This window comes from Bacillus sp. 05T21 (assembly GCF_056396785.1).
Map to the genome: position 1 here is coordinate 206,295 of NZ_JBFTMD010000003.1, position 18,633 is coordinate 224,927.

Consider the following 18,633-nt stretch of genomic DNA (forward strand, 5'->3'; position numbering starts at 1 on the left):
TATTAATATAGAATGAAAAAAGGATGCATTAGAGCTAAACGATTAACGGGTAGCATGTTAATAAAAAATTACATGAGTTTAGTAAAAACTTATAATTTATTTTTAAGGGTGTGAAAATATAATGAAACCGGTATTGAAAAGCATACTTATTTCCTTTGCTTTTTCTGCAGTAGGGATGTGTTGGTTGCTGTTCATGTTATTTAGAGGAGGCGGAGACTGGTTATTGTCTTGGATAGGTGTATTAATGGCATATTTATCTTTATACACTTTAATAGATTTATATTGTAAAAATACATACGAAAAAACATTAAATATAGTGCTTATAAAATCAACAGTTACTACCTTTAGTTTTGGAGTATTAGGAATCATATTTGGTATAATACACGAGCTATTAACACCATGGAGTCTCAGTTTAATGGTTTGGTATTGGCTGCTAATTCTACTTTTATTTTTAACGACCATAATATTATTAGTTATTTTAGTATTTGTAAATCGTAAAGATCAAAATTTCCCCGGGGTATATAGATTACTTATACTTCTAAGTTTACTTCTTACGTTAGGACCAGTATTGTGGCCACTGTTTCTTACTATTATTGGAAATGGTATGAATGCTAGTGCAGGATGGTAAAACTGAATAAAGATTAGTAGTTTAAAGAAGTGAATGAAATAAAAAGTTGATATAGGATTTTAAGTATGTAAGAGAACGTGTTTTGATAAATTGAAAACACGTTCTTTTTTTATTGTTAATATTAATATGAACTCCTTAAATTTATAAGATAATTCGATTGGGAAAAAGATATGTTACTGGAACAAACATATATGTACCTTTGAAACGAACACAATTAATGAATCATCTTAAAAATAATAAAGACGAGGTGAAATGAAAATAAGGGCAGTTAAGTGGCTGTCCTTATTTTATATGTCCTTTTTATTTTCATGCATAGCTCTTTCTCAGTTTATCGTATCAAAATTTGAACGTAAGTATTTCGTAAGGAATGGATAAGAAAAAAGAGAGTTTTATCATATAGGATTAAAGTATAACTTGAATTAATCCGATATTAATAGAGGAGAGGGAGCCTTATGAAAAAATGTAATTCAATTAAGTTAGCAAGTTTGGCAGTTTTATTAGCGGGTACTACTCTATTCACACCAGGTTTTACTGTGAAAGCAGAGTCTGTTCAAAATTTATCTAGTCCGTCACAATCACATGATCAAAAGAATCGGAATGGTTGGAAACAAGTAATGCAGGAAACAGTACAGCTTGGAACCCCAGGAATATTAGCGAAGACGTCTAACAATGGAAAGATTAGTAGTTATACTGCTGGCGTCGCGGATTTAAATACAAAGAAAACAATGAAATCGGATTATCGTTTTCGGATTGGGAGTGTGACGAAGACTTTTACCGCTACGACTGTTCTTCAATTAGTAGGAGAAAATCGCGTGCAACTTGACGATCCAATTGAAAAGTGGCTACCCGGTCTCATTCAAGGAAATGGGTATGATGGCAATCAAATTACGATACGTCAACTTTTGAATCATACGAGTGGTATAGCTGAATACTTAAAGTCAAAAGACGCTGACATAATGAATTCGAGAAAAACGTATACAGCAGAAGAAATAGTGAAAATGGGACTTTCTCTACCCCCAGATTTTTCACCAGGTAAGGGATGGCTGTATTCAAACACAGGATACGTAATATTGGGAATGCTTATTGAAAAAATAACTGGAAATAGTTATGCGGAAGAAATTGAAAAGCGAATTATTGAACCTTTGGATCTGTCAAATACGTTTTTACCAGGGAATTCACCCGTTATTCCAGGAAAGGATCATGCTCGTGGGTATATGAAAATAGACGAAACAAGTGAATTGAAAGACATGACGTATTATAATCCGAGTTTAGCTAATTCAGCTGGAGATATGATTTCTAATGCGGACGATCTAAATAAATTCTTTTCATTTTTACTTGGTGGTAAGTTACTGAAAGAACGTGAGCTAAAAGAAATGCTTACTACAGTTCCTATAGAAGGAAAAGGTGTTGGTGATGGATATGGCCTTGGGATCTATGAGACTAAACTTCCAAACGGTGTTTCAGTTTGGGGTCACGGAGGGGCAATTCCTGGATTTACAACTTTTGTTGGCGGAGTAATGGGAGGCAAACATACATTAGCTGCCAATATTAACTCTTTAGGTGCGATGGATGTTTTTACACAGTTTAATAAAATGATGCAAATTGAATTTAAGAAATAGATGAAAAGAAAGCGAATGGAATACTGCTTTAAAGGACAGTATTAGCATTCATGGTATGGCAGCAATCAAGTATATGTAGAACATAAATACGGATACAAGTGTAATTCAATCTTATAGTCTAGTATAAAAAGATGTCAGTTGCATGACATCTTTTTTATTTTGGATCAAAGAGATATATTACGAATTTTGAAAATTGTTATTTTTGTAATTATTACATATAATAAAGGGTATAGGGTATATACAGGGGAGTTATGAATGGATAATACTTTAGTTAGTTAATTATTTTTTGTTTTAATAAATAAAAGTAAATTGATGTGGAGTGAAATACATTGGGACAAAATCAGTTTAGATGGAGTAACACACAATTACGAGAACATGTTGAAGTAATAGATGGCACAAGAAGCCCGCACATTTTATTCAAGAATGCAACATATTTAAATTCCTATATGCGCGAGTGGGTGCAAGCAAATATTTGGATCTATGATGACCGCATTATATATGTAGGAGAAAAACTACCAGAGCAACTACATGAATGTGAAGTGATTGATTGTGATGGAAAGTATGTAGTTCCTAGTTACATTGAACCGCATGCACATCCATATCAATTGTATAATCCAGAAACTTTAGCGAATCATGCGATGCAGTTTGGGACAACAACTTTTATTAATGATAATTTAACTTTATTTTTCACGTTACAACGTGAAGAAGCATTTCGTTTATTAGATGAATTTGAAAAGATTCCGGCAAGTATGTATTGGTGGTGTCGTTTTGATGGACAGACTGAACTACAAAATGGGGAATCTTTATTTAATAGTGAAGAAATAATGGAGTGGCTGAAGCATGAAGATGTTCTTCAGTGCGGCGAGTTAACAGCATGGCCAAAACTATTAAATGGCGATGATGAAATGTTACATTGGGTGCAGGAAACGAAACGATTACATAAAAAAGTGGAAGGGCATTTCCCAGGAGCATCTGAAACGACTTTAGCTAAGTTAAAACTGTTAGGTACAGATTGTGATCATGAAGCGATGACAGGACAAGAGGCTTTAACTCGCCTTATGCAAGGGTACACTGTTTCTCTTAGGAATTCTTCAATCCGCCCAGATTTAGAAGTTTTACTGAAAGAATTGTTGGAACTAGGAGTAAAGCAGTTTGATAGATTCATTCTCACTACAGACGGCTCACATCCTTCATTTTATGAAAATGGAATGACAAACGTTATGATTTCTACCGCGATAAAGCAAGGGATTCCGGTAATAGATGCTTACCATATGGCAAGCTATAACATTGCTCGTTATTATAATATGGAACATTTACATGGTTCAATTGCGACAGGTAGAATTGCTAATATTAATATTCTGGACAGTAAAGAAAATCCGATTCCAATAAGTGTAATTGCAAAGGGTAAGTGGATGAAGCGTGACGGAATAAACAAAAATGCATCATTACATATAGACTGGAGTAAATTCAAAGTAACTCCATTATCATTAGACTGGTCTTTAAAGAAAGAAGATATGATTTTTTCTGAAACAACAGGTATAAAATTATTAAATGATGTTATTTCAAAACCATATGTCACTAAAATCGACTTAAACGGTGAGGAACTTTCTCTAGATCATGATGAGTGTTTCCTTATGATGATTGCTCGTGACGGGACGTGGCGAGTGGATACAGTTGTAAAAGGCTTTGCAAATAAATTAGGAGGCCTTGTTAGCTCCTATTCCGGTACAGGTGACATCATCCTCATTGGAAAGAGTAAAGAAGATATGCTTACAGCTTTTCATAGGGTAAAAGAGCTTGGCGGGGGAATGGTAATAGCTGAAAAGAATGAAGTATTACACGAAATAGCATTACCATTGCTCGGGATTATGTCTAATTTAAAAATGAGTGAATTAATACAGGAAGAAAAACAGATGGTGAAATTATTGCAAGAGCGTGGCTACGCGTATGGCGATCCGGCATTTACGATTTTATTCTTTTCTGCGACGCACTTGCCTTTTATACGAGTAACGCCTATAGGATTATATGATGTGAAAAGTAGTAAGGTACTTGCTTCGCCGATGAAACTGATAAATCAATATTAAAAGCAAAGGTCCTATAAAAAGTCTATTTTATAGGACCTTTCTCATTCTTAGCATAAGAATATCCTAAGCCTCAAATAATATAGTATCTAAATCATTTGAGGTGATACTTAAATATGAAAAAACTATTGTATGTTTTAAGTGTATTTATTTTGTGCGTATCTATACAGCATGTGGTACATTCTCAGTCAAATGCACCAAGGTTATCTTCAGATTGTCTGGAAGAAAGTAAAATCCGTGATGAAAAGTATGTGAAAAACATTATGAATGACATTATATCTACATTTGATTTAAAGATTGATGAAAATAGTTTTTGGGAAATTAGTAAAAGAGACCTAGAGGCTGCGCATTTGATGTATGGCGGAAGGGAAAATGATTCTTATTATAATTCGCTAACTAAAGTTTATGATAGTGGTGGATATAGGGGAGAGCCTAGATTATTTGTGAAGGCGCAAGAAGCATTTTTACTTTATAAAGAAATAGACGATACTAATGTAATGAAACGCCTAAACCTTGAAAAAGGGGAATGGATTGTTACCGAAACGAAAAAGAAGCAAGGGAAAATCGTGGAATACAAGCCGTTACAATGTGAAAAAGATTATCTGAAAAAGAGAAATGAATATCATAATATAAAATGATGCAATGAAAATCTTGAATGGGAAAGTTTTCGTAAATAAATGTAAATTAATCGGTAGAAACCACTAGTAAGTTCGCCATAAAAAAACGTCATTTTAATCATTAAAAATGACGTTTTTTTATATTCTTAAAGCCTTTGCATCGCACTCTCAATCCTCTTTGCCAAATCATCTGACACTTCATGGAAATACCCCATAACTGCCTTTCTTATATCTCCGGATATAACTTTCAAATCATTAGCTAAATTTTCAGCGAGATGTTCTTTTTCAATATGTGATAATTTAGCATAAAATTCACCAGGCTGCCCAAAGTCGTCTTTCTTAGTTATAGAAGCTCTTTCAAGTTTTCCTTCAACGTATCTTCCGTCACCGCTAGTTGCTTGATTAGCAGGTGCCCAATTTTGCTGTTGGTTGATCGCTATTTTACGAAATTCAGGTCCAATTCTTCTTCTTTGAGAATCACTATAAATGTTAGCACGCCCTTGCAGCATTTTATCATCTGATAGTTCTGCACCGTCTAGTAAATTAGAAGGGGAGAAAGCGACCTTTTCTACTTGTTCTTTATAGTTTTCAGGATTTTTATTTAATACCATTTTGCCTACTGGTATAAGAGGATACTCCTTTTCATCCCATACTTTTGTATCATCTAAAGGGTCATAAGAAAGGTGTGTTTCATCTTTAGGATCCATGAGCTGGACATATAAACCATATTCCACTGCTTTACCAGCCTCAATTGCATCGTATAAATCTTTCCCGCTATAATCAGGATTTTCGGCGGCCAGTTTATTCGCTTCCTCACTAGTAATGAATTGTACACCTTCAAATGGGTACCAATGATACTTTACATACTTTCGATTACCGTGAGCATTTCTCCAAACATATGTATTTACACTATGTCCTGGGATGTGGCGAAGGCTTTTTACCGTACCGGCATCAGAGAATAGATGGACAACAAAATGAATGGATTCGGGTGCTCTAGCGACAAAGCTCCAAAAGCTATTAGGGTCTATTAAGTTATTTTTAGGTGAAGGTAACAACGCTTGAATTGTTTCAGGGAAACGCATTGGATCACGAACTGAAAAAACAGGAATGTGATTACATAAAAGATCGAAAATGCCTTCATTTGTATAAAATTTTGTAGCAAAACCACGTACATTTCTAGAAGTATCAGGTGTTCCTTTCGTACTAACAGCTAATGAAAATCGAACCATAACAGGAATTTTCTCGTTAGAATTTTGTAAAAAGCTTAGTTTTGTATGTTCAGACATCGGATATATCGTTTGAAAATAACCGAATGCACCAAATCCTTTTGCATGAACAGGTCTTTCTAAAATTTTTTCGTGAATAAATTCTTGTAACGCCTCGTGCAGTACATTATCTTGCTTTAAAATAGGTCCACGTGAACCAACTGTTTGAGAGTGAAGTGTAGCTTGTTCATTACGTTCTCCATTTTCATTAAAGCCTTTCCCTAGTAAAGATTGTCCCTGTTTATCATAGTTTTCATCCATCGATATAGCCTCCAAATATTTTTTCTCCATTGTTACTAAATATGATTTTATAGCCTTGATTATGTATGACACGCAAAGTTCAAAATAGTAACATACCGCTAGATGAAAAAAACGTGTATGTAGTGGACCTGTTGAAATAGAAGAAATTATGGAAAAATGAATATCGGGAAGAAAATTACTATTAAAATTACAATCTTAAAAATGAAATTATATATGACTTTATAGAGAATGAACATAAATAAACAGGGAAAATAACTAGGAGGAATTTAAAATGTCGGATTGGTTTCAATTAGATAAAGAATATATGATGCCTACGTATTGTCGTACGAAGGTTGCGATAGAAAGAGGAGAAGGATGCAAGCTTTATGATGTGGATGGTAAAGAGTATGTAGATTTATTTTCTGGTGTCGGAGTGAACGTATTAGGGTATAATCACCCGAAAATCGTGCAAACGACAATGGAACAAGTTACGAAATCTCTGCATCTCCCATTTCATTTTTTAAACCCAGTTGCGATTGAGTATGCAAAGAAATTAGTTGATTGCTCTTTAAAAAATGGAAAAGTCTTTTTTACAAACTCTGGTACGGAAGCGACAGAAACAACGTTGAAATTAATTGATAAATATAGAGCGAATACGCATGAGGAACGTGAAGGAATCGTAGTGCTGAAGAATAGCTTCCACGGGCGTACGTTAGGGGCACTTCATTTTACGAGACAAGAAAGTGTATATCAAAATTTCCCTAAAACATCGATTCCTGTATATGAAGTAGAGCGCGAGAATATAGAGCAATTAGAAGAAACAATTGTTAAAGAAAATCCGATTGCGATTATGCTAGAGCCTGTATTAGGTAGCGGGGGGATATACCCTTTATCGGGTGAATATTTACATGGTGTTCAAAACTTATGTGATAAATATAATGTCATTCTTATCGTTGATGAAGTTCAAAGTGGTATGGGGAGAACTGGTAAACTATTTGCTTATCAAAATTTCAATATTACACCGGATATTATTCAAATTGGTAAGGGGGCAGGAGGCGGGATACCGCTTGGCGGAATTATTGTAGGTGAAAAGTTATGTGATGTATTTGCACCAGGAGATCACGGCACAACGTTTGCTCATTCTTCAATGGGAACGGCTTTAGGGTTAACGGTTTTAAATACATTGATTGACGATGGTTTAATGCAAGAAGCGTATGAAACATCACACTATCTAAATGATAAATTGCAAGAAATTCAGAAAGAAAATTCTTATTATATTCAGGAAGTACGTCATGCCGGAATGATGTTTGGAATTAGTTTGAATGATACGAATGAAAATGTTAAGAAATTACAGGTGGAGCTAATGGAGAAAGGAATGTTAGTTGATGTTACACAAGGGAACATCATCCGTTTACTTCCCCCGTATATAATTACTAAAGAAGAAATTGATGCATTTATTTATGAGTTTATCTCCTGTATTCATAGCTTATCAGCTATAGCGAGTATTTAAAAAACTTTATAAAAAAGTACCTTATTTTTAATTCAAATAAGAAGAAAATAGGGGTGAAAAAAATAAATTTACGTATTAAAGTAAAAAGCTGAAAAGGGTACTCGTATAGCGCCTTCTTCAGCTTTTTAAAATAGTAAATTACTTAACCTAGAAAGCATCTAATTGGACAAATAATTAATTATGTGAAACAATAATAACAGATAAGGAGACGTTGCTTTTCCTTAAGTGCTTCGTATTGAATTTATTCTAGTAAGAGAAGGTGTGCTTAAAGAAGTTAAATTAAATAAGGAGCTGTTTTACTATATGCAACAAAATAATGATTTAAATTTTGAACCTCAAGACGTTAATATTGTCAATTCTAAACAAGCGAAAAAAGCAGTTATTGCTACTGGCATTGGGAATGCAATGGAGTGGTTTGACTTTGGATTATACGCGTATTTAGCGGTAATATTGAGTCAATTATTCTTCTCAGGTGTGGATAATAGTGGTTTGCAACTTGTACTAACATTTGGTACATTTGCGGCGGCCTTTCTCGTTCGACCAATCGGAGGTATTTTCTTTGGTAGAATAGGAGATAAATACGGCCGAAAGATTGTTTTAAGTACAACTATTATTTTAATGGCACTTTCTACATTATTCATCGCATTACTACCAACCTATGAACAAATTGGTGTATGGGCACCAATACTACTTTTAATTGCTCGAATGATTCAAGGCTTCTCTACAGGCGGCGAATATTCAGGTGCAATGGTTTATATCGCAGAATCTTCTCCAGATAAAAAGCGTGGTATACTCGGTAGTGGTCTTGAAATTGGAACACTCTCAGGTTACATTGCTGCCTCGGTAATTGTTACCATTTTAACGTTATTATTAACAGATGAGCAAATGCTCAGCTGGGGATGGCGTATTCCTTTCTTAATTGCTGCACCAATTGGTTTGGTCGGTTTATATTTACGACGTCATTTAGATGAATCTCCAATCTTTCAAGAGATGGAAAAAGCACAAGAGGAATCTGAAGACAACGAACAATTTTCATTTATGGATATATTAAAATATCACAAAAAAGACTTCTTATTAAGCACAGTAATTGTTGCCTTCTTTAACATTACAAACTATATGATCCTTTCGTATATTCCTTCTTATTTAACACAAGTACTAAAAGTCAAAGAAACAACGGGCTTATTAATTATTTCAATTACGATGGCACTTATGATTCCACTGGCACTTTATTTCGGTAAATTAAGTGATAAAGTAGGTAATAAACGCGTAGTACAAATTGGCTTACTTGGTTTAGCATTATGTTCAATTCCAGCATTTTTATTAATTGGTAACGGACATATTGTAGCCATGTTTGCGGGTATTTTCATTTTAGGTTTCTTCCTTAGTGTATATGAAGGAACATTGCCTTCGTTATTACCAGCACTCTTTTTCACCGATGTACGTTATCGTGCGCTTTCTATCTCCTTTAATATTTCTGTATCTATATTCGGTGGTACAACGCCGCTTGTATGTTCATACTTAGTTCATGCTACTGGTAATCCACTGGCACCAGCATTTTATTTAACTGGTGTAAGTGTAATTGGATTAATTGTGTTTAGTGTACTGTTTGTCACAACATCAGGACGTGCACTAAAAGGTTCTTATCCTACTGTAGAATCGAAAAAAGAAGCACATCAAATTGCTAAAGAGGATCCTGAAGAAACACTTTGGTGGCATGAAGAATCTTTAGAAATTGAAGCAGGAAAAAAAGCATAATTTGTGAAAAGCAACGTGGACTTTTACACAAAAAGACTCCTAGTTTAATAGGAGTCTTTTTGTATACATCATTTTCTCTTCTTCTTCAAACTCTTCTGATAAGCATAAAGCTTATGAACCTCTTCCTTAAATTCATGCAGAAGTACAGTGTTTTCACCATTTGAATAACGCACTGCATTATACGCGTCTATAATAATATGACTCTGAATATTTACCTCTTCTTCATCATTAATTCTCTCTAGCCAAGCTTCAACAGTTTCTCCTCGTTCACGATTTAAAGGAGGGGATAGTTTACTCTCGAGTTTGAAAATTTCTTTTCGAATTTCGTTATGTGGTGGTTTATTTCGTTTGAACCGTTTTTGGCTAATGCCTTCTTTATCAGTAATGATTGTAGATTCAAAGACAGGCATATTTGGTAAACTCAAATGTTTTCGTTTTTTTACTATTTTCCAAACGACGTAAATAGCGATGGCTGTACAGACTATTATTGTAATGCTATTTATGAGAGTTGGATCAAAAGGACGCTGCCCCAGGTCCTCTTTAATTTGAGGATCTTTTAAATTTCCTTTATTCGACCAAAAGTCGTCTGTATCTTTTAATGCAGCTGCCGAGAACAATGGATTTAAAGCATAACCAAATCCTAAGGCAACTACTTGTATGATATAAGAAAAAAGAAGCCGAATATAAGGAAATACCGGAATAAGTAAAACGCTAATTATTCCAATCGTAATAATAGAAGTGAAACGTAATAGCTGTTGATTACGATTGGAACCTGTTAACCAAAATGTAATCATAATGTGTAAAGTTAATAGTAACAATTTCCACAATGGTGGAAAGGGGGCATAAAATATAGCTGAAACGACAAACCATACAATACCGCCTAACGATTTTTGTACTGGATATCCCGGTCCAACAGAGTGTACGATAAAGAAAAACAGTGGTAATAATATTGTGCCTAAAATAGAGAAAGGTAGAAATAAAGAACAACCGATTATTTGAATAACTAACAGTAGTACAAAACCTGTCGTTTTTTTCTTCATAAATTTATGAAGAAGAAATACTCCTACATAACCGGTCACTAAAAATATAGCAATACCAACTAGTTCGTCCCTTTCTGTTAATAACGAAAGAAGGAGGAGCAGAATAAAGTCATTAACGTGATAGAGCCAAGTTTTCAAGCTTTTCCACCATCCCTTCATTATTAATGAGGAACGTAGGCTGAGATAGAAGAGGGAGCTCCTTTTTCTGCAAACCAATGTATATCATTGTAGATGAGCGTTCCCTTTTTCTCGTTACATAGTGAAGAAATCCTTGTTTCGGAAGTAGCGTACTATCATCTGAAATACGTGCTAATTCTTCTAACGCTTTGGCGTAATGTGTTTGTCCTTCGTTTAATGGTAAAAGCAAAGGGCCACCTTCTGCTAAAACGCTAATAAATAACTCAAACGGAATTTGATGCTTCGTTGCGTATTGGCAAATGTATGTTGTAAAAGAAATAAGGTCTTCTACATTCTCTTTCCAACCAAACCCACGATCAGCAGCTAAAGAAAGACAAATTGTCCAACTATAATTTTTTACAGGTTCATATTGTTTAGCTTGTAACGCCTGCATTTTAGCAGATGCTTTCCAATGAATAGAGCGGAAAGATTCACGTTCATATCGTTTAACACCGATAATGGATGTTTCATCATTGTAAAAAGAGAAATTCGTTCGATACGAACCTGTTAATAGTTGCTGAAGTTCTTGTAAACCGGCTACCTCTTTAGGAGAAGGGTACACAATAATTTCAGCCTTTAACTTATCGAAAACAGGTAAATGTACAGTTAAAAGATGAAAAGGATCTTTTAAAACACATTCGAACTGTTCAATTTGAAACACACCACGCTTCGTTGCGGTTAATGTTAAATCCCATTTTTGTGCTGAATGAGCAGGTTGTGAAAATGGGAAAGAAAATAACGTTTTCGATATTTGTTCAATCCCTTGATCCTTATGCGGTATAAGAGATGAATTTAAATGAAAATAACAAACGCCGTTAACAAGTGGTATGTTTGCACCATTTTTTAAATGAATATAAAATTGTCCAGATTCATCTGGGAAAAGCCGAGTTGTTTGTTTCTCATTTATAATTTGAAATTTTTTCTCTAAGTAAGCGACATATTTATAAATGAAAATCGCAAATAAATAGTAGAAGAAAAAGAGAAACATAATAATTCGTTGCGGCAGAAAAAACGTAAATAGTATAGCGCCTGGCACAGTTAATTGAATAATATGGAGTTGAAAAAATAAAGGCACAGTTACAACGCGCTGTCCATTCATGCTTGTTCAATCTCCACGGGTACGTCCACTTCTTTTAAAATCCTTTGCATTAATTCATTTTTTGTCGTACGTAAAGCTCCTTCCATCGATAAGACGATACGGTGATTCCAAACGGAAGGAACTAAAAATTGTATATCTTCAGGTGTGCAATATTCTCTGCCGCGTAAAAAGGCTAGTGCTTGAACGGCACGTACTAAAGCTAATGTAGCACGCGGGCTTACACCGTTAGCAATGTAATCATGATTTCTTGTAGCGTGAGCAAGCTTAATAATGTAATGTTCTAACGGTTCTGATACGAAAATTTCTTTCACTTGTTTCTGTGCTTCTAAAATGTCTTCTAAAGAAATGACAGATGTGACGCTTTCTAACGGTGCATTGTTACGAAAACGGCGCATCATTTTTAATTCATCTTCAGGAGACGGATAACCAATTGAAATCGTCATTAAAAAGCGATCAAGTTGTGCATCTGGAAGAGGGAAAGTTCCTTGTGATTCAATCGGGTTTTGCGTCGCAATAACAAAGAACGGTTTCGGAAGAGGAGTAGACTGCTTTTCAAGCGTTACTTGTCGTTCTTCCATTGCTTCTAACAAACTAGATTGTGTTCTCGGCATCGCGCGGTTAATTTCATCTGCGAGTAGTATATTTGTCATAACTGGTCCAAGTCTTAATTCGAATTCACTAGTTTTTGGATTGAAATATTCAATACCTGTTACATCACTCGGAAGTACATCAGGGGTAAATTGAACGCGAGAAAAATTACCACCAATGCTTTTAGAAATTGTTTTTGCTAGTAATGTTTTTCCAGTACCAGGTACGTCTTCAAGCAGTACATGTCCATCAGCAAGCAGTGAAACGAGGAGTAAATCAATTACATTTTCCTTACCGACAAAAACAGATCCTATGTTTTCTTTTAATTTATTTATCATATGTATCATTCCTTTCAAAATAAAAGTGGATATTTCTATATTTTAACAAATTATTCAGAAAATTGGTATGATTTTTTAATCCGAAGAAATAGATATTTAATTTTAATATTACACTTGCATATTTTGGAATATGATTATACAATATCGTTATATGATATATCGTAAGTCGATATATCATGAAGCGATGTATCGGAGGTAGTTATAATGAATGCGAAAGCGCAAAAATACATTCCATTAACTGAGGCGACATATTACATATTGTTGTCACTTGTAAAGCCAATGCATGGTTATGGAATTATGCAAATGGTAGAAGAGATGACAAATGGGGAAGTAAAGCTCGGTCCTGGTACTTTATACGGGAATACGACGAAGTTACTAAAAGAAAAGTTAATTGTTGAAGTTGCCTCTACAGACAGAAAGAAGTGCTACGAGTTAACACCATTTGGTAGAGAAGTGTTAGAGCTAGAGTATAACAGGTTACAGAGATCTGTAAGAAATGGAAACAGTATATTAGGGGAGTGAATGGAAGATGGAGACAAAGAAGGTATTTAAATTTTTCACGGCATGGAATTTAGAAAAAGAAGAAGTGTTTTTACGAAAGATGCATCAGCAAGGCTGGGCGTTACAAAAATATAATATGATGTATACGTTTAAAAAAACTGAGCCGAAAGATGTAATATATAAAGCGGATTTTAGATTGGTTTATAGAGATTCAAAAGAAAAACAACAAGAGTACTTCGAAATATATGAAATGTCTGGTTGGAAACGCGTAACGAGTTTTACAAGATGGAATTATTTTTGTAAAGAAGTAGAAGCGGAAAATGAGTTACCTGACATATATTCAGAGAAGGACACGAAGGTGCAAAAAATGAAGGAGTTATTACAATTTTTTGCATTTATTTCAATAGCTATGTTACCGTTAATGTTTAACACATTTTTAAATTCAACAGAATCAATAGTGCCAATGTGGGCGAAAGTTATGATGGGGCTTGTTAGTTGTATGTATGTTTATTTCTTTATAAGGATTTCTTGGAAAATTAAGAAATTGAAAAGCGAAATATTATAATAAAGATTGGATTTTAAAAGAAGATGATTATCGGAATCATCTTCTTTAATTTTTATGTAATTCTATTTTATTCACTCCTTTTTACACAATAAAAAACTATATATTTAAGGCATAGAACTAACAGTTACAAAGATAAATACCAGTGATAATACCTAAAAAAATCATAAATGATGAAGAAACGATTAATAATAATGAACTACCAATTAAGACTATTTTATTAGATTTTTGATGTTTAAAGTGGTAATAAAGTAAAAAGCCGTAAACAGTAGAAACAATCCATATAGCTAGACCGTAAGGAGCTGTTATCTTCTTCCAATCGAAAATCCAAAAGTAAAAAATACCTATGTGACAAGTTAATAGTAGAAATGTAGATGGAATCATTAACTTTTTATTTAAAATCATTTATTTCACCTCTCTTATGTAAATATTACTAAAAGAGTGTGGAGTTGAAAATATAATATGGAAGTGAATAAGGTTTTCACTTAAAGAAACTACGAGATGAGTAAGAGATATTTCTAAAACAATTTCCATTTTAATGGGGATTTAAATGGAAAAAGAACCATATAAAATTATGAAGGGAGGAGAGTCATAAAATGCAGAGAATGAACAATTATTTTCGTGCTCGTACGAGTATGGTATACATGATGACTAATAATGAAGTAATGAATCACATTGTTGCTTTTCATATGGATACGAATGGAATGCTCACCTTTGTGGGTTCTTACCGAACTTACGGAAGAGGTACTGGTATAAAGGAAGTTTCTACAGAAACGGCAAACGATGGTATAGATCCTCTAGCATCACAAGGTTCTCTGACTTTGTCCCGTGATGGTCGTTTCCTATTTGCAGTTAACGCAGGCAGTCATAGTATCAGTAGTTTTATCATAGCAGATAACGGGGTGCCGACTTTCGTGGATGTAGAGCCATCAGGAGGTGCTCAGCCCAATAGCATTGGTGTGTATGATAATCTTCTCTATGTCTCCAATGTAGGTAATGCTGCAAACAATTTTGCATCAAATATTACTGGATTTCACATAGATGATAAGGGAAACCTTACACCTATTCCAGGATCCACTCATGCTCTCAGTACCTTTAATGCTCAGCCCGCACAAGTTCTCTTCACCCCGGATGGTAGTAAAATTGTTGTCTCCGAGCTTACATCAAACCATCTCAGTGTCTTCCATGTAAATAAAGATGGTACGGTTACAGGACCAATTGTTAATGATTCTTACGGTAAAGGCCCATTGGGTGCTTACTTTCTATCGTCCGGAATTCTCTTAGTTACAGAAGCAGTTTCAAATGCGTTGTCATCTTATTCATTGAGCAATGACGGTACTCTTCACGTAATCAGCGGCTCTGTACAAAACGGATATAAAACTGCCTGTTGGGTTATAACAACGAAGGATGAACGTTTTGCCTACACTACGAACACTTTAAGTGGCACCATCTCCACCTACCAAATCGCCCCCAATGGAGTACTGTCAGTAGTAAGGCATATTACTAGTACACCGCCGGGGACAGCACCGGGTCTTCCGATGGATGTTGGAGTGAGTAAAGATGGAAGACATTTTTACACCCTTAATGGAAATCAGGGCACAGTGTCAGTATTTAATATTCAAAGTGATGGTAGTCTAGTAAGGTTGCAGGTTGTTACTTCATCAAATTTTCCTTACTTTGGGTCGCAAGGCTTAGCTGTTCTTTGATTCTATTGGGCCGCTATATTTGTGTGGAAAAGAAAAATATATGACGGTGTATGAATAGTAGACATGTAGATGAATTAGGAACCTTTGATTAAACAGCAATTGTCCACCTTGCTTATGTAAAATGGAAAAACCCCCTATAAAAAATTGATAGGGGGTAGGGAAAATGTTTAAGAGAAAGACTGATTTTGCGCAGGTTTAATAAATTGTTCTGGATTTTCAACAAGCCCGCATACAGCACATTGAACGCGGTAAGTAGGTCCTTGATAAGCCATATGAAAAGCGTTCATCGTTTCATTCGTGTATTCTTCTTCTACTTGACCAGTTTGCGGATTTAATTTTACTGGTTTTACTTGTTGCTCAAGAATATTAAAGCGCGTTCGGTTCGTTTTACAGCTTGGACATAGCATTGGTTCCATATGTATACACCTCCATTTGTAGCATTTCTTAAGCGGTATGATTTTATGCAAGTAAAAAAACTTTCTCAATATAAATAGGTGTTTATTATGTTTAAAATTCAGAAAAAATAAAATATAATAAATGTAAGAACTGGTTATGTCCAAACCAAATCTCCTGTTTTATGCCAATAAGCTGGGGGGCCGAGAAATCGGCCTCATTTTTTTGTGCTCATCTCAATAAGGTACAAGGTTTTTAAAAACATTTGTCGAATTTTTAGAGGTGAAGGTAAAGGGGGAATAATTATGAACTTAAAAATGAAATACATTATTTTATATGTAGAAAAGTTTGAGCAATGTCTTCAGTTTTATAAAGAAATTTTAAGATTGCCAATAAGAGCAGAGCACGGTACATATATTGAATTTGAAACAGGAGCAACAATTTTAGCGATGAATACACGAGAGGATGTTAAGGCGTTAACGGGACTACCTCTTACAGAAGGTGTACTACAATCCTCTCATTTTGAGTTAGGGTTTGTTGTAGAGGATGTAAAGGAAACGATTGAGAAATTAAAAGAACAAGGGGTGCAAGTTCTAGTTGAGCCAATCGTAAAACCGTGGGGACAAACAATTGCTTACATTGCCGATCCAGACGGTAATTATATTGAAATTTGTAGTTCATTAGAATAGAGGGAGAAAAAGAGGATGGGGTTTCCAAAATTAGAAACAGAACGTTTACTATTAAGAGAACTTACACTATTAGATGCAGAAGCGATGTTCCATTATTTTTCAAAAGAATCCGTTATTCGTTATTTCGGAATGGACTCTTTCGAAAATATTGAGCAAGCGAAAACAACTATTCAAACGTTTAGAAAGCGTAATGAAGAGGGAAGCGTATTTCGCTGGGGAATAGAGAAGAAAGGCACGGATCAATTAATTGGTACGTGTGGGTTTCATTTAATTAACAATCATCATAAACGAGCTGAAATTGGTTATGAGCTAGATGATACATATTGGGGACAAGGATACGCAACCGAAGCACTGCAAGCAATGTTAGCTTACGGATTTGAAACGTTGCAATTTATAAGAATTGCAGCTGTCGTATATATAGAAAATGAAGCTTCCCGTAATTTATTAACAAAAGTCGGATTTCAAGAAGAAGGATTACTTCGAAAATATATGATTCAAAATGATGTTGCTCATGACACGGTCGTTTATTCATTATTAAAAGAAGATTGGCAAAAGTAATGAGCACAAATGAAATAATGAAGGTTATTAAGGAACATAAAGATAAGCGATTTATAATAGGTATAGACGGACTAAGTCGTTCGGGTAAAACAACATTGGTTAAAAAATTAGAAGAAAATATGAAACGAAGTGGAATCTCGTTTCATATTTTTCATATTGATGATCACATTACCGAGCGTAACGAGCGATATAATACTGGATTTGAAGAGTGGTATGAGTACTACAACCTTCAATGGGATATCGATTGGTTGCTGCGAAACCTGTTTCAAAAGTTACAAAGCGACATTGAATTAGAATTACCTTTTTATCATGATGAAACAGATTCATGTGAAATGAAAGAAATACAGCTTCCTTTAGTAGGTGTAATAATTATAGAAGGAGTTTTTCTTCAGCGAAAAGAATGGAGAGATTTCTTTCATTATATGGTGTATTTGGATTGTTCAAGAGAGACAAGGTTTCTACGTGAAAGTCCAGAAACGCAGAAGAACCTTTCAAAATTTCAAAGTAGGTATTGGAAAGCTGAGGAGTATTATTGGGAAGCGGAATCGCCGAGGGATAGGGCGGATTTAGTAATACAAAATATATAAAAATGTAAGTAAGTACAAAATAGAAGGTGTATAAAATGAATATATTATGGGATTTTGATGGGACGTTATTTAATACGTATCCAGCATATACAATGATGCTTTCTGAAATATTAGGTGATGCAGTAGATAAACAAGAAATATACAAAAACTTAAAAATATCATATTCCCACGCAATTCAGTATTACAACATTTCAAGTGCGCAGGAAGAAAAGATTAAGGTTTTGAAGAAAAAGTTTACTCCAAAAGATATGAAACCATTTGAAGATGTCGAAGAGATTTTGAAATTTGCACATAAAAACGTGATTATGACACATAAACATAGGGCAGGAGTTATGGAAATCTTAAAATATTACGGCTGGGACAAATACTTCGTCGATATGGTTACAATTGACGATGGTTTCCCTCGAAAACCAAACTCTTTAGCTTATGATCATTTACATAAAATGCACAATATTGATTTAGCAATTGGAGATAGAGAGTTAGATTTATTACCTGCAAAGGAATTAGGCATTTCCACGTGTATGTTTCAGGGGAAGTGTGATGTAGCGGATTATTCTTTATCGCATTACTCTGAGTTTTTTAAGGTAGTTATTGATAGAGATAAGGAGCTTTCTTTATAAATAGTTTGAATAACCCTCTACTGTTTTCTCGAAAAGTAGAGGTTATTTTCTATGTTTTAT

The 18,633-nt window shown here is 34.5% G+C and carries 18 protein-coding genes and 1 pseudogene; 13 read left to right on the forward strand and 6 right to left on the reverse strand.

Annotated elements, in window-relative coordinates; all coding sequences use genetic code 11:
• The first annotated feature begins 121 nt into the window (after positions 1-121).
• The 4 genes from AC1DKZ_RS09680 (at position 122) to AC1DKZ_RS09695 (ending at position 4,966) form a co-directional block, all read left to right on the forward strand.
• Entirely contained in the window at positions 122-628 is a 507-nt protein-coding gene (locus tag AC1DKZ_RS09680) for a DUF3902 family protein (RefSeq protein WP_242309589.1), read from the forward strand.
• A gap of 452 nt (positions 629-1,080) precedes the next feature.
• Positions 1,081-2,247 (forward strand): serine hydrolase domain-containing protein, encoded by a 1,167-nt coding sequence (locus tag AC1DKZ_RS09685; protein ID WP_088039654.1) that lies wholly within the window; start codon positions 1,081-1,083, stop codon positions 2,245-2,247.
• 329 nt (positions 2,248-2,576) lie between these two features.
• A complete protein-coding gene (locus AC1DKZ_RS09690; RefSeq protein WP_476996098.1) occupies positions 2,577-4,331 on the forward strand; it encodes an adenine deaminase C-terminal domain-containing protein in 1,755 nt (584 codons plus the stop codon).
• 113 nt (positions 4,332-4,444) lie between these two features.
• Positions 4,445-4,966 (forward strand): hypothetical protein, encoded by a 522-nt coding sequence (locus AC1DKZ_RS09695; protein ID WP_002084809.1) that lies wholly within the window; start codon positions 4,445-4,447, stop codon positions 4,964-4,966.
• 125 nt (positions 4,967-5,091) lie between these two features.
• Here AC1DKZ_RS09695 and AC1DKZ_RS09700 read toward each other — a convergent pair whose 3' ends face one another.
• On the reverse strand, positions 5,092-6,471 hold the full coding sequence (locus tag AC1DKZ_RS09700; protein ID WP_219302872.1) for a catalase: 1,380 nt from the start codon (positions 6,469-6,471) through the stop codon (positions 5,092-5,094).
• Between the two features lie 271 nt (positions 6,472-6,742).
• On the opposite strand from AC1DKZ_RS09700, the gene AC1DKZ_RS09705 reads away from it, so the two are divergent.
• Both AC1DKZ_RS09705 and AC1DKZ_RS09710 read left to right on the forward strand, forming a co-directional pair.
• On the forward strand, positions 6,743-7,960 hold the full coding sequence (locus tag AC1DKZ_RS09705; protein ID WP_431181882.1) for an aspartate aminotransferase family protein: 1,218 nt from the start codon (positions 6,743-6,745) through the stop codon (positions 7,958-7,960).
• Positions 7,961-8,263: 303 nt separating this feature from the next.
• Positions 8,264-9,715 carry an MFS transporter gene (locus AC1DKZ_RS09710; protein ID WP_012261183.1) on the forward strand — a complete coding sequence of 484 codons (1,452 nt, stop codon included), beginning with the start codon at positions 8,264-8,266 and terminating at the stop codon, positions 9,713-9,715.
• Between the two features lie 68 nt (positions 9,716-9,783).
• On the opposite strand, the gene AC1DKZ_RS09715 is transcribed toward AC1DKZ_RS09710, so the two are convergent.
• The 3 genes from AC1DKZ_RS09715 to AC1DKZ_RS09725 are packed head-to-tail and all read right to left on the reverse strand — an operon-like array spanning position 9,784 to position 12,957.
• A complete protein-coding gene (locus tag AC1DKZ_RS09715; RefSeq protein ID WP_476996099.1) occupies positions 9,784-10,893 on the reverse strand; it encodes a DUF4018 domain-containing protein in 1,110 nt (369 codons plus the stop codon).
• Entirely contained in the window at positions 10,868-12,031 is a 1,164-nt protein-coding gene (locus AC1DKZ_RS09720) for a DUF58 domain-containing protein (RefSeq protein WP_476996100.1), read from the reverse strand. Before AC1DKZ_RS09720 ends, AC1DKZ_RS09715 begins: the two co-directional genes overlap by 26 nt.
• Positions 12,028-12,957 (reverse strand): AAA family ATPase, encoded by a 930-nt coding sequence (locus AC1DKZ_RS09725; RefSeq protein WP_012261180.1) that lies wholly within the window; start codon positions 12,955-12,957, stop codon positions 12,028-12,030. The genes AC1DKZ_RS09720 and AC1DKZ_RS09725 overlap by 4 nt, the downstream gene beginning before the upstream one ends.
• Before the next feature lie 204 nt (positions 12,958-13,161).
• Here AC1DKZ_RS09725 and AC1DKZ_RS09730 point away from each other — a divergent pair, with 204 nt between their 5' ends.
• A complete protein-coding gene (locus AC1DKZ_RS09730; RefSeq protein WP_000991891.1) occupies positions 13,162-13,479 on the forward strand; it encodes a PadR family transcriptional regulator in 318 nt (105 codons plus the stop codon).
• Between the two features lie 7 nt (positions 13,480-13,486).
• Positions 13,487-14,023, forward strand: a complete 537-nt coding sequence (locus tag AC1DKZ_RS09735) for a DUF2812 domain-containing protein (RefSeq protein ID WP_476996101.1) — start codon at positions 13,487-13,489, stop codon at positions 14,021-14,023.
• 104 nt (positions 14,024-14,127) lie between these two features.
• On the opposite strand, the pseudogene AC1DKZ_RS09740 reads toward AC1DKZ_RS09735, so the two are convergent.
• Positions 14,128-14,425: pseudogene (locus AC1DKZ_RS09740) on the reverse strand (hypothetical protein).
• Positions 14,426-14,616: 191 nt separating this feature from the next.
• Here AC1DKZ_RS09740 and AC1DKZ_RS09745 point away from each other — a divergent pair.
• Complete coding sequence (locus tag AC1DKZ_RS09745) at positions 14,617-15,726, forward strand: lactonase family protein (RefSeq protein WP_476996102.1); 1,110 nt, start codon at positions 14,617-14,619, stop codon at positions 15,724-15,726.
• A gap of 167 nt (positions 15,727-15,893) precedes the next feature.
• Here the strand turns inward: AC1DKZ_RS09745 and AC1DKZ_RS09750 are convergent, their stop codons facing one another.
• On the reverse strand, positions 15,894-16,142 hold the full coding sequence (locus AC1DKZ_RS09750) for a hypothetical protein (RefSeq protein WP_000433610.1): 249 nt from the start codon (positions 16,140-16,142) through the stop codon (positions 15,894-15,896).
• 282 nt (positions 16,143-16,424) lie between these two features.
• Between AC1DKZ_RS09750 and AC1DKZ_RS09755 the strand changes: the two genes are divergently transcribed.
• From AC1DKZ_RS09755 to AC1DKZ_RS09770, 4 genes are read left to right on the forward strand one after another with little or no spacing between them, the layout of a single operon-like run.
• Complete coding sequence (locus tag AC1DKZ_RS09755; RefSeq protein ID WP_476996103.1) at positions 16,425-16,808, forward strand: VOC family protein; 384 nt, start codon at positions 16,425-16,427, stop codon at positions 16,806-16,808.
• 15 nt (positions 16,809-16,823) lie between these two features.
• A complete protein-coding gene (locus AC1DKZ_RS09760) occupies positions 16,824-17,366 on the forward strand; it encodes a GNAT family N-acetyltransferase (RefSeq protein WP_404453334.1) in 543 nt (180 codons plus the stop codon).
• A complete protein-coding gene (locus tag AC1DKZ_RS09765; RefSeq protein WP_476996104.1) occupies positions 17,366-17,953 on the forward strand; it encodes a kinase in 588 nt (195 codons plus the stop codon). Before AC1DKZ_RS09760 ends, AC1DKZ_RS09765 begins: the two co-directional genes overlap by 1 nt.
• Positions 17,954-17,988: 35 nt before the next feature.
• Positions 17,989-18,573: an HAD-IA family hydrolase gene (locus AC1DKZ_RS09770; RefSeq protein WP_088039644.1), complete on the forward strand. Its 585-nt coding sequence runs from the start codon at positions 17,989-17,991 to the stop codon at positions 18,571-18,573.
• Positions 18,574-18,633: the final 60 nt, after the last annotated feature.

What these genes read in the sequence shown, in the direction of transcription:
- AC1DKZ_RS09745 (WP_476996102.1), top strand. Translation starts at nt 14,617, where the DNA reads ATGCAGAGAATGAACAATTATTTTCGTGCTCGTACGAGTATGGTATAC.
- AC1DKZ_RS09770 (WP_088039644.1), top strand. Translation starts at nt 17,989, where the DNA reads ATGAATATATTATGGGATTTTGATGGGACGTTATTTAATACGTATCCA.
- AC1DKZ_RS09700 (WP_219302872.1), bottom strand. Translation starts at nt 6,471, where the DNA reads ATGGATGAAAACTATGATAAACAGGGACAATCTTTACTAGGGAAAGGC.
- AC1DKZ_RS09765 (WP_476996104.1), top strand. Translation starts at nt 17,366, where the DNA reads ATGAGCACAAATGAAATAATGAAGGTTATTAAGGAACATAAAGATAAG.
- AC1DKZ_RS09760 (WP_404453334.1), top strand. Translation starts at nt 16,824, where the DNA reads ATGGGGTTTCCAAAATTAGAAACAGAACGTTTACTATTAAGAGAACTT.
- AC1DKZ_RS09755 (WP_476996103.1), top strand. Translation starts at nt 16,425, where the DNA reads ATGAACTTAAAAATGAAATACATTATTTTATATGTAGAAAAGTTTGAG.
- AC1DKZ_RS09680 (WP_242309589.1), top strand. Translation starts at nt 122, where the DNA reads ATGAAACCGGTATTGAAAAGCATACTTATTTCCTTTGCTTTTTCTGCA.
- AC1DKZ_RS09710 (WP_012261183.1), top strand. Translation starts at nt 8,264, where the DNA reads ATGCAACAAAATAATGATTTAAATTTTGAACCTCAAGACGTTAATATT.
- AC1DKZ_RS09750 (WP_000433610.1), bottom strand. Translation starts at nt 16,142, where the DNA reads ATGGAACCAATGCTATGTCCAAGCTGTAAAACGAACCGAACGCGCTTT.
- AC1DKZ_RS09705 (WP_431181882.1), top strand. Translation starts at nt 6,743, where the DNA reads ATGTCGGATTGGTTTCAATTAGATAAAGAATATATGATGCCTACGTAT.
- AC1DKZ_RS09730 (WP_000991891.1), top strand. Translation starts at nt 13,162, where the DNA reads ATGAATGCGAAAGCGCAAAAATACATTCCATTAACTGAGGCGACATAT.
- AC1DKZ_RS09725 (WP_012261180.1), bottom strand. Translation starts at nt 12,957, where the DNA reads ATGATAAATAAATTAAAAGAAAACATAGGATCTGTTTTTGTCGGTAAG.
- AC1DKZ_RS09735 (WP_476996101.1), top strand. Translation starts at nt 13,487, where the DNA reads ATGGAGACAAAGAAGGTATTTAAATTTTTCACGGCATGGAATTTAGAA.
- AC1DKZ_RS09685 (WP_088039654.1), top strand. Translation starts at nt 1,081, where the DNA reads ATGAAAAAATGTAATTCAATTAAGTTAGCAAGTTTGGCAGTTTTATTA.
- AC1DKZ_RS09720 (WP_476996100.1), bottom strand. Translation starts at nt 12,031, where the DNA reads ATGAATGGACAGCGCGTTGTAACTGTGCCTTTATTTTTTCAACTCCAT.
- AC1DKZ_RS09695 (WP_002084809.1), top strand. Translation starts at nt 4,445, where the DNA reads ATGAAAAAACTATTGTATGTTTTAAGTGTATTTATTTTGTGCGTATCT.